This is a genomic window from Promicromonospora sp. NPDC060271 (genome assembly GCF_042726755.1).
Taxonomy (GTDB): Bacteria; Actinomycetota; Actinomycetes; order Actinomycetales; family Cellulomonadaceae; genus Promicromonospora.
Genome location: NZ_JBHXBG010000022.1, coordinates 34,064 through 44,126, shown reverse-complemented (window position 1 = coordinate 44,126; position 10,063 = coordinate 34,064). Strand labels below are relative to the sequence as shown.

Here is a 10,063-nt window from a genome sequence, read left to right as displayed (position 1 = left end):
GGGATGTATTCCTTCCCGAAGTGGAGGGCCCCCTGGGGCCCGTGAACGCATCCCGGCGCGGTATCTCGGACCCCGCGGCCGCCCCAGCCGAAGAGCCCCAGCCCGAGCGAACCCTAGAAGAGCTCCTGAACGAGCTAGACGCCCTCACCGGCCTAGCAAGAGTCAAGGACGAGATCCACCGCCAGACAGAGCTCCTCCGCATAGAACGCCTCCGCGCCGAAGCCGGCCTGAGCGCCCCGACGCTCACCCGCCACCTGGTCTTCGTCGGCAACCCAGGCACCGGCAAGACCACGGTCGGCCGCCTGGTCGCCGGGATCTACCGCGCGCTGGGCCTGCTCGACAAGGGTCACCTGGTCGAGGTCGACCGCTCCGAGCTGGTCGCCGGCTACCTGGGCCAGACCGCCGAGAAGACGACGGCGGTGGTGCAGCGCGCCCTGGGCGGCGTCCTGTTCATCGACGAGGCCTACGCCCTGGCCGAGGACCAGTACGGCCGGGAGGCGGTGGACACCCTGGTCAAGGACATGGAGGACCACCGCGACGACCTGGTCGTGATCGTGGCGGGCTACCCGGGCCCGATGGCTCGGTTCGTGAGCACCAACCCGGGCCTGGAGAGCCGGTTCGCGCGCACCATCACGTTCGACGACTACTCAGCCGACGAGCTGCGCCGGATCTTCGAGAGCATGACGAGGTCCGCCGACTTCGAGCCACAGCCGGAGACCCTGGAGCGTTTTGACCGTCTGGCGGCCGACCAGCCGCGCGGCGAGGGCTTCGGCAACGGGCGCTGGGCCCGCAACGTGCTCGACTCCGCGATCGCCCGGCACGCCTGGCGCCTGCGGGACGTTGAACGACCGACGCTGGACCAGCTCCGCACGCTGGTCCCAGAGGACCTGGAGGATGTCGTGGACATCGGTACAGACAGCGAGGCCACCGCGTGACCGCACCGACGACGACGAGCCCGGCCACGTCCGACCCTGATCCCGGCGAGGTCCCCGGGCCGCGCAGCAGCGCCGTGCTACGTCGGCGCAGCCGCTTCTCGATGGCACTGACGACCACCCCGGGCCAGCTCGCGCTGGCCACGACCGTCGCAGTGGTGGCCTGCCTGCTCCTCGGCATCACCGGGTTCCTCGCGGGTAACGGCCAGTCGGCGGCGCTGCACGACGCGCAGCGTGACGCGGCCCAGCTCGTGGGCACGCAGGAGCTGCGCAACGACCTGGTGTCCGCCGACGCGACGGCGACCAACGCGTTCCTCGTGGGCGGGCTGGAGCCCACGGAGGCGCGCGAGCGCTACGAGGCGAGCCTGTCCGAGGCCGCGCAGGCCGTCCCGTCCCTCGCCGCGACCGCGCGGGGCGCCGGGGAGGCTGCGGACCTCGCGGCCGTGTCCGACGCGGTGCAGCGGTACGCGGGCCTCGTCGAGTCCGCGCGGGCGAACAACCGGCAGGGCTTCCCGGTCGGCGCGGCGTACCTGGACCAGGCGTCGGCGGCGTTGCGCGACGAGGTCCTGCCCACCATCGACGAGGTGGCGGTCTCGACGTCGCAGCGGGTGGACGCCGACCTGGGCTCCATCTCGCTGGCCCAGGCGCTGCTCCTGTTCGTGCTGCTGGCCCTCGTGGCGCTGGGCGCCGTCCAGCTCTGGCTCGCCCGGCGCACGCACCGGGTCCTGAACACCGGGCTGGCGGCCGCGAGCGTCGCCCTCCTGGTCGGGGGCGTCGTGACGATGGCGGCGGTCCTGGGCGGCAACGGCGTCGCCCGGTCGGTCGCGAGCGGCCCGTACGCGGCGACGGTGGCGACGTCCGAGGCGCTGTCGCTGGCCACCGACGCCAAGTCGATGGAGTCCTTCACGCTGATCAAGCGCGGCTCAGGCGCGGAGTTCGAGGAGTCCTACCGGTCGTCGCTCACGGAGGCGAAGGGCCTGCTGGCCGAGGCCGCCGAGGCGACGGGCACCGGCTCGGGCCCTCTGCCCCTCCTGGAGGAGTGGGACGCCAGGCACGCCGAGATCCGCGAGCTCGACGACGGCGGCCGCTGGGACGACGCCGTCGAGGCGGCGACGGCCACCGGGGACGGCTCGGCGGGGGCGGCCTTCGCCGCGTTCTCCGACCGGGCCCACGAGGACGTCGAGGCCACCAGCACGGAGGCCGTCGACCGGCTCGGGTCCGCGGCGACCACCGCGCAGGCAGCCGCGTGGATCGCCCTCGTGCTCGGCGTGGCAGGGGCAGTGGCCGCTGCCGCCGGGATGAACGTCCGCCTGAAGGAGTACCGATGAGCACCGTTCGCAGACCGCTGGTCGCCGTCCTCGTCGCGCTCGCCGTCGTCGGCTCGACGGCGGCGTGCGCACCCGAACCGACGACGCACCTGCTCACCGGCGCTGGTTCGGTGGCGCAGGAGTCGGCCCCGAAGGCCGCCACCGGTGGCGCACCGGCCGGCGTCGCGACCGCCGCGGAGGACTGCGCCGACGGGCGGCCCGCCGTCGCGTCGCTCGACCCGGACGGTGACCCCGAGGTGACGTCCGGCTCGACCATGGCCGCCATCCGGGAGCACGGTGCCCTCAGGGTGGGGGTGTCCGCCGACACCCTGCTCATGGGTTCGCGCAACCCGTTCACCGGCGACATCGAGGGCTTCGACATCGACGTGGCCCGGCAGATCGCCGACGCGATCCTGGGCGACCCGGACAAGATCGAGTTCCGCGTGATCACGTCGGGCGACCGCGAGACCGTGCTGGCCGAGCACGCGGTCGACGTCGTGACGCGCGCCTTCACCATCAACTGCGACCGCTGGGAGAACATCGCGTTCTCGGCGGAGTACTACCACGCGGGCCAGAAGCTCCTGGTGCCCTCGACGTCGAAGGTCGCGGGCATCGACGACCTCGAGGGGCAGCGGGTGTGCGCACCCGAGGGCACCACCACCCTGGAACGGCTCGGCGAGTGGGAGGGCGTCGAGGCGGTGCCCGCCGCGACCCACACCACGTGTCTCGTCCTGTTCCAGCAGGGTGAGGTGGACGCCATCACCGGCGACGACACCGTCCTGGCCGGCTTCGCCGCGCAGGACCCGTACGCGAAGGTCGTCGGCGACGCCGTGAGCGACGAGCCGTACGGCGTCGGCATCCCCGCCGACCAGCCGGACATGGTGCGGTTCGTCAACGGCGTGCTGGAGGACATGGTCGCCGGCGGGCAGTGGGAGGAGTCCTACGACCGCTGGCTGGGCGATGCGCTCGGGCCCGCGCCCGCCGCCCCTGACCCGGTCTACGGACGGACACCGTGAGCAGGACCCAGCGCGCGCCGGCGCCACCCGGCGCCCTGGGGGTCGCCGCGGAACCCACTGACCTCCTGACCTACCTGTCGGACCTCCAGGCCTGGCTCGACGCGCGACGCGCCGACCTCGACCGGCTCGACTCCGCGGCGCGCCAGTCGGGCACGGAGGGCGTCACGGCCGACGTCGTGCTGGCGCTGACGCTGTGGCAGGCGGTGCGCACGCGCACCGACGAGCTGGTCACGGTGTGGGACTCCGGCCGCGCGGACGCCGTCGCGCGCGAGCGCATGTCCCAGCTCATCTGGGGCCGGCTGGGCGGCGACCCGGCGACCTCGCTGCTCTCCCTGGTCGACGCCGCGCGCCTGTGCGACGCCCAGGCCGACCAGCTCGCGGCCCGGCTCTTCTTCGACCCGCACGCCGCCGACGTCACCGCCCGCCTGCGCTCCCTGGCCGCAGGCCTCGTCCGGGCCGAGGACGCCGCGCTCGCCTCTGCCGACACCGAGGACGACGCGGTGGTGGCCCGCCTGCGCGACCGGCTCGCCCGCCTCAGGTCCGACGCCGCCCGCGGCGCCGACATCACGGGGCCGCTCGCGGCGCTCGAGGACGAGGCGGCGCGCACCGAGCGCGACCTCATCGTCGCGACGGCGCGGCGCCGGTCGCTCGCCAAGGACCGGGACCGCGCCGTCGCGCTGCGCACCACCCTGGCCGACCGGGCGCCCGTGCTCAACCAGGTCGCCGAACGCTGCCGCCGGGAGATCGCCGACCCGCCGCGGCTCGCGATCCCGGACGTGGCCCGGCTCGGCGAGGTCCCGACGGAACCCGACCAGCTCAAGACGTACGTCCAGCGGCTGGGCGCCGTCGAACGGGCGATGGCGAGGGTGGAGGACGCCTACACCGCGCCCCTGCGCGAACGCGCCGAGCTGCGCTACCGCGTTAAGCAGCTCATGACAAAAGCCCAGGGCAACGGGCGGGCGGCGTCGTCGACCGTGAAGGCCGGCGAGGACGAGGCACGTGAGGCCCTGGACGCGACACCCTGCGACCTGGCCCTGGCACGGCACTTCACCGAGCAGCTCGAGACGCTAGTGCGTGATCTCCCGGAGGGACACCGATGACGACACAGGCCTGCGCCGAGCCCGGCTGCACCGGCACCATCGAGGACGGCTACTGCAACGTGTGCGGCGCGCCCGCCGGGGGCAACCCCGCCGGCGACGCGCTCGCCGAGGTCGCGGCGTCGTGGACCAGCGGGGACCAGGACGCGTCGACCGTCCGCGCCTCTGGATCGGGCGCTGGCCCGGACTCGATGGGCCAGCCGTCGACCGGCCGCACCAGCTCGTCCCGCCTCGCGTCGACGGCGCTGGGCTCGGCGCGTGCGGCGTCGTCAGGCACGTACCAGACCCGCCGGGTGGGCACCGGGTCGACCCGGCTGCGCGGGCACCGGCTGGGCGCCGGCCTGACCACCGTGCCGCACACCCCGGTCGCCGACCCGCTGCAGGCCGTGATGGCCACGCCGGAGCTCGCGGAGAACAAGCGCTTCTGCCCCACGTGCGGCCAGCCGGTCGGACGCGCCCGCGACGGCGTGCCCGGCCGCATCGCCGGGTTCTGCGGACACTGCGGCGCGCGGTACGACTTCGCGCCGGCGCTCAAGGCCGGCGACCTCCTCGCCGGCCAGTACGAGGTGGTGGGCTGCCTCGCGCACGGCGGCCTCGGCTGGATCTACCTGGCCCGCGACCGCAACGTCAGCGGCCGCTGGGTGGTGCTCAAGGGTCTGCTCAACGCGGGTGACCGCGAGGCGTACGAGGCGGCGGTCGCGGAGCGCCAGTTCCTCGCCGAGGTCGAGCACCCGCTCATCGTCGAGATCTTCAACTTCGTGCTGCACGAGGGCCTCGGCTACACGGTCATGGAGTTCGTGGGCGGCAAGTCGCTCAAGGACGTGCTCAAGGAGCGCCGCGAACAGGGCGGCGGGCAGGCCCGGCCGCTGCCCGTCGACCAGGCCATCGCGTACATCCTCGAGGTGCTGCCCGCCTTCAGCTATCTGCACGACCACGAGCTGCTGTACTGCGACTTCAAGCCGGACAACATCATCGCCCAGGGCGACGGCGTCAAGCTGATCGACATGGGCGGCGTGCGCCGCATCAACGACCTGACGTCCGCGATCTACGGCACCGTCGGCTACCAGGCGCCCGAGGTGCCCGAGATCGGGCCGTCGGTGGCCTCCGACATCTTCACGCTGGGCCGCACGCTGGCCTCCCTGGTGCTGGACTTCCGCGGCAACACGACCGTGTACCAGGCGTCGTTCCCGCCGGTGTCCGAGACGCCGGTCTTCCAGAAGTACGACTCGTTCTACCGCTGGCTGGCCAAGGCGTGCGCGCCGAACCCCGCCGACCGGTTCGGCGGGGTCGACGAGGCCCGCGTCCAGCTCCTCGGCGTGCTCCGCGAGGTGGTCGCCACCGACAAGGGCCCCGGGTACACCGCGACGACGTCCGCCGAGTCGGTCCTGTTCGGCGTGCCGCCGCTCGACGGCGCCGACGACGCGCTGGGCTGGGACGAGCTGCCGGTGCTCAAGGTCGACTCGACGGACCCGATGGCGTCCTGGCTGTCCGGCGTGAACGTTACCGACCCGACGGCCCGGATGGTCGCGCTCTCCGGCGCGGCCGAGGCCACCGTCGAGGTACGGCTCGCCCTGGCGCGGGCCGCGATCGAGGCCGGCGACCTGGACCGCCTGCGCGAGACGGTCGCGCAGATCCTCGAGCACGACCCGTGGGAGTGGCGCGCCGCCTGGATGGAGGGCCTCGGCCACCTCTCGGCGGGCAACCCGGCAGCCGCCCGCGCGTCGTTCAACGCCGTATACGGGCAGGTGCCCGGCGAGCCGGCGCCCAAGCTCGCGCTCGCCACCGCCTGCGAGGTCTCCGGCGAGCCCGGCGTCGCCGAGCAGCTCTACGGCACCATCGCGCGAGCCGACTCGAACTACACGGGCGCCGCCGCCTTCGGCCTCGCCCGGGTGCGGGCGGGGGGCGGCGACCTCGACGGCGCCCTGCGCGCGCTCGACCTGGTGAGCCCCAGCCGTGGGTCCTTCCCCGACGCGCGCCTGCGGCGGGCCCGGCTCCTCGTCGACGCACGGCGCACCCTGCTCGACCTGTCCGACGCCGTCGCCGGGCTCGACGGCGCCCACGTCCCCGACCGCCCCAGGGCCGAGGTCACCGTCGACGCCCTCGCGGGCGCGCTCGACCTGGTCACCCAGGAGGGGCCGGACCCGAGCGTGCGGATAGCCGGCGCCGAGGCCACGGAGCCGGAGCTGCGGGACCGGCTCGAGCTCGCCCTGCGCACGCTCGCCCACCTCACCGACGACCGCCTGAGGCGCGTGGACCTCGTCGACCGGGCAAACTCCGTACGGCGGTGGACCATGCGTTGAGCGGTCGACCGAACTGAAGCCAGCTGACGAGGCAAGGAGACCTTCCCAGACATGAGTGCCGACGACAATAGCCTCGTCCGCTGTCCCCGCTGCGGAGAGAACGCGGCGCCCCGCGCCAGGTTCTGCGAGAACTGCGGCACGCCGCTGCGCGGCTCCGCCGCGAGCGTCCCCTCCGAGGTGACCCTCGACGTGGCACCCACCGTGGTGGACCCCGACCCGGCGACCGGCGATGCCTCCGGCCGCCGGACCTGCGGCGCCTGCGGCGGCACCATCGCCCCGGACGGGTACTGCGCCGACTGCGGTACGCCCGGCCAGTCGGAGCGCGACCACTTCGAGGAACGCCCTGCCGAGTGGGTGGCCGGCGTCTGCGACCGCGGTGTGCGGCACCCCCGCAACGAGGACGCGATGGCCCTCGCCACGAGCGGAACCTTCGCGGCCCTCGTGGTGTGCGACGGCGTGTCCAGCGCACCCGACTCCGACGTCGCCTCGCTCGCCGCGAGCCGCGCCGCGCGGGACGTCCTGGTGGCCTACGGCCCCGAGGGGGCCAGCTCGGTGGTCGGCGCGACCAGCAGGCGCATCGCGGGCTGGACCGACGCGATGGTCGCCGCCTCCCGGGCGGCGGGCCAGGCGGTGCGGGGCGCCGCCGAACAGCTCGCCGCGACGAAGGGGAAGAACGCGGCGGACGACCCGCCGTCGTGCACCTTCGCGGCCGCGGTGGTGGACGAGGGCCTGATCGTCGCGGGCTGGCTCGGCGACTCCCGCGTGTACTGGCTGCCGGACGCCGGCCGGCCGGAACAGCTCAGCGTCGACGACTCGTGGGCCCAGGAGATGATCGCGGCCGGCGTGCCGCGGTCCCAGGCCGAGACGTCGCCCCAGGCGCACGCGATCACGCGGTGGCTGGGCCCCGACGCCCCGGACACGGACGCCCGCTGCGCCGCGACCGTCCCGTCCGGGCCGGGCTGGCTGCTCGTCTGCTCCGACGGGCTCTGGAACTACTGCTCCGACGCGCACGAGATGGACGAGCTCGTGCGCCGGTTCGCCACCTCCGGCGACCCGCACTCCACGGCCGCGGCGCTCGTGCGCTGGGCCAACGCACAGGGTGGGCGGGACAACATCACCGCGGCGCTCGCCCGCGTCTCCCCCACTGTCACCGAGCAGCGATAGCCTGCCGTTACCCGAGAGGAGCCACCGTGGCCGAGTTCTCCGCCGAGGTCTTCCAGAACGAGTTCCTGTCCGACGGCGCCACCGACGTGCACGCTGTCGTGTCCGTGACGTGCACGGGTGCCGGCGGGGGCGGCGGGGTGAGCGCCGGCGGACCGGGCGGCGTCGCCGAGATCGTCGCCGTCGACACCTCCGGGTCCATGCAGGGCCGCAACATGGAGGCCGCCAAGTACGCGGCGGCGGTGGCGGTGGACCAGATTCCCGACGGCACCCTGTTCGCCATCATCGGCGGCTCCCACGTGGCGACCCGGATCTTCCCCTACCCCAACGCGCGTGTGCCCATGGTGGCCATGGAGCCCGCCGCCCGCAACGAGGCCAAGCGCGCCATCTCGACCATGTCGGCGAGCGGCGGCACCGCCATCTCCTCCTGGCTGCGCCTCGCCGACGACCTCTTCGCCACCGCCCCCGCGGCCCAGAAGCACCTGATCCTGCTGACCGACGGCAAGAACGAGTCCGAGCCGACCATGCACCTGGACCGGATGATCGCCGACGTCACCGGGCACTTCCAGTGCGACGCCCGCGGCGTCGGCGACCGCTGGGTGGTGGAGGAGCTGCGCAAGATCTCGACGGCGCTGCTCGGTACCGTCGACCTCATCGCCAGGCCGGAGGACATCGCGGAGGACTTCTCCGCCCTCGTGCGCAAGTCCATGGCCCGCGGTGTCGCCGCCGTGGACCTGCGGGTGTGGGCGCCCCAGGGTTCCGAGGTCCTGTTCGTCAGGCAGGTGGCGCCGGAGGTGGACGACCTCACCGGCCGCCGTACCCAGGTCAACGCCCTGACCAGTGCGTACCCCACCGGCGCGTGGGCCGACGAGACCCGCGAGTACCACGTGGCGGTCCGTGTGCCGGCGAAGCCCGTGGGCTCCGAACAGCTCGCGGCGCGCGTGCAGGTCGCCGTCGGTGACGAGGTGACGGCGTCGGGCCTGGTCAAGGCCAAGTGGTCGGACGACTCCACGCTGACGGCCCGGATCAGCCCCGAGGTGGCGCACTACACGGGCCAGGCGGAGCTCGCCTCGGCCATCCAGGAGGGCCTGGCCGCCAAGGCCGCCGGCGACGAGGCGACGGCGACCGTGAAGCTCGGCCGTGCCGTCCAGCTCGCCGCCGAGACCGGCAACGACGACGCGACCTCGCGCCTGCGGAAGATCGTGGAGGTGGACGACGAGGAGGCGGGTACCGTGCGCCTGAAGCGGAACTCCGCCAAGCTGGACGAGATGGCACTCGACACCGCCTCCACCAAGACGACCCGGGTACGGCGCGCATGACGGTCGTCTGCCCGGAGGGCCACACCAGCCAGTCCACGGACTACTGCGACGTGTGCGGTACGCCGATCCCCGCGGGGTCTTCGGCGGTCGAGCCTGCCGAGACCGGGGCGGCCGAGGCCTCGTCCGCCGGGTCCCCGGCCGGCGGCGGCCCCGTGACCTGCCCCAACTGCGGTGAGCTGTCCCCCTCCGGCTCGCTGTTCTGCGAGAACTGCGGGTACGACTTCACGACCGGCACGACGGCTCCGCCGCCGCCTCCGACGTCCGCCCTGGACCTGGGCGGCCTGAGCGCGCCGCAGCAGCCGAGCCCGCCGGCGCAGGCCACACCGCCGCCGTCGGCCGGTGCGCCCGCGCCGTCGCCCGGCACGGGCGGCGGGCTCAGCGCGCCGCCGGTACCGGGCGACGACACCTGGGTCGCGGAGATCTGGGTCGATCCCGACTGGTACGCGCACGAGCAGCCCGAGGACCCGATGCCGTCGGCGGGCCTGCCGGGCCTCGTCACGCTGCGGCAGCGCAGCCTCCTCGTGGGGCGGCCGTCGCAGTCCCGCGGGATCCGGCCCGACGTCGACTGCGGGAGCGACCCGGGAGTGTCCCGGCGCCACTGCCAGCTCACCACCGACGGGATGCGCTGGTGGGTGGAGGACCTGGGGTCGTCGAACGGCACGTTCGTCGCAGCCACCGGCGACCCCCTGCCCGACGTCCCGCTGACGCAGGGCGTCCGCCGGGAGATCGAGGAGAGCGACCGGGTCTACATCGGGGCCTGGACGCGGCTGGTCATCCGCAAGGCGCTCCCGGGCGAGGCCTGACAGGTCTTGGCGGAGGCCCGGGTCGCCCTGTGACGCGGGTCTCTGACCTGCCCGGATAAAAAGCCGTGCGCCGACCGGGTGTCACCTGGGAGGCTCAGGGCACACCGCGGTGACGTCCGTCCGGTCCC

At 74.1% G+C, this 10,063-nt stretch carries 8 protein-coding genes; all 8 read left to right on the top strand.

The genetic code is table 11. The annotated features are described in order from the left end of the window. On the top strand, positions 1-935 hold a 935-nt coding region (locus ACFWE2_RS05980; RefSeq protein WP_377223292.1), incomplete at its 5' end, for an AAA family ATPase. Then, positions 932-2,260 carry a hypothetical protein gene (locus ACFWE2_RS05975; protein WP_377223291.1) on the top strand — a complete coding sequence of 443 codons (1,329 nt, stop codon included), beginning with the start codon at positions 932-934 and terminating at the stop codon, positions 2,258-2,260. The genes ACFWE2_RS05980 and ACFWE2_RS05975, both read left to right, overlap by 4 nt. Beyond that, entirely contained in the window at positions 2,257-3,255 is a 999-nt protein-coding gene (locus ACFWE2_RS05970) for a glutamate ABC transporter substrate-binding protein (protein WP_377223290.1), read from the top strand. Before ACFWE2_RS05975 ends, ACFWE2_RS05970 begins: the two co-directional genes overlap by 4 nt. Further along, the gene (locus ACFWE2_RS05965; RefSeq protein WP_377223289.1) at positions 3,252-4,355 is read left to right on the top strand and encodes a hypothetical protein; all 1,104 of its coding nucleotides are present in this window, start codon (positions 3,252-3,254) and stop codon (positions 4,353-4,355) included. Before ACFWE2_RS05970 ends, ACFWE2_RS05965 begins: the two co-directional genes overlap by 4 nt. Further along, a complete protein-coding gene (locus ACFWE2_RS05960; protein ID WP_377223288.1) occupies positions 4,352-6,652 on the top strand; it encodes a tetratricopeptide repeat protein in 2,301 nt (766 codons plus the stop codon). The genes ACFWE2_RS05965 and ACFWE2_RS05960 overlap by 4 nt, the downstream gene beginning before the upstream one ends. Before the next feature lie 51 nt (positions 6,653-6,703). Further along, positions 6,704-7,816 (top strand): PP2C family serine/threonine-protein phosphatase, encoded by a 1,113-nt coding sequence (locus tag ACFWE2_RS05955; protein ID WP_377223287.1) that lies wholly within the window; start codon positions 6,704-6,706, stop codon positions 7,814-7,816. A 26-nt stretch (positions 7,817-7,842) separates the two neighbouring features. Then, complete coding sequence (locus tag ACFWE2_RS05950; RefSeq protein ID WP_377223286.1) at positions 7,843-9,132, top strand: VWA domain-containing protein; 1,290 nt, start codon at positions 7,843-7,845, stop codon at positions 9,130-9,132. Next, the gene (locus ACFWE2_RS05945; RefSeq protein ID WP_377223285.1) at positions 9,129-9,935 is read left to right on the top strand and encodes an FHA domain-containing protein; all 807 of its coding nucleotides are present in this window, start codon (positions 9,129-9,131) and stop codon (positions 9,933-9,935) included. Before ACFWE2_RS05950 ends, ACFWE2_RS05945 begins: the two co-directional genes overlap by 4 nt. Positions 9,936-10,063 lie beyond the last annotated feature (128 nt).

What these genes read in the sequence shown, in the direction of transcription:
- ACFWE2_RS05955 (WP_377223287.1), top strand. Translation starts at nt 6,704, where the DNA reads ATGAGTGCCGACGACAATAGCCTCGTCCGCTGTCCCCGCTGCGGAGAG.
- ACFWE2_RS05945 (WP_377223285.1), top strand. Translation starts at nt 9,129, where the DNA reads ATGACGGTCGTCTGCCCGGAGGGCCACACCAGCCAGTCCACGGACTAC.
- ACFWE2_RS05970 (WP_377223290.1), top strand. Translation starts at nt 2,257, where the DNA reads ATGAGCACCGTTCGCAGACCGCTGGTCGCCGTCCTCGTCGCGCTCGCC.
- ACFWE2_RS05960 (WP_377223288.1), top strand. Translation starts at nt 4,352, where the DNA reads ATGACGACACAGGCCTGCGCCGAGCCCGGCTGCACCGGCACCATCGAG.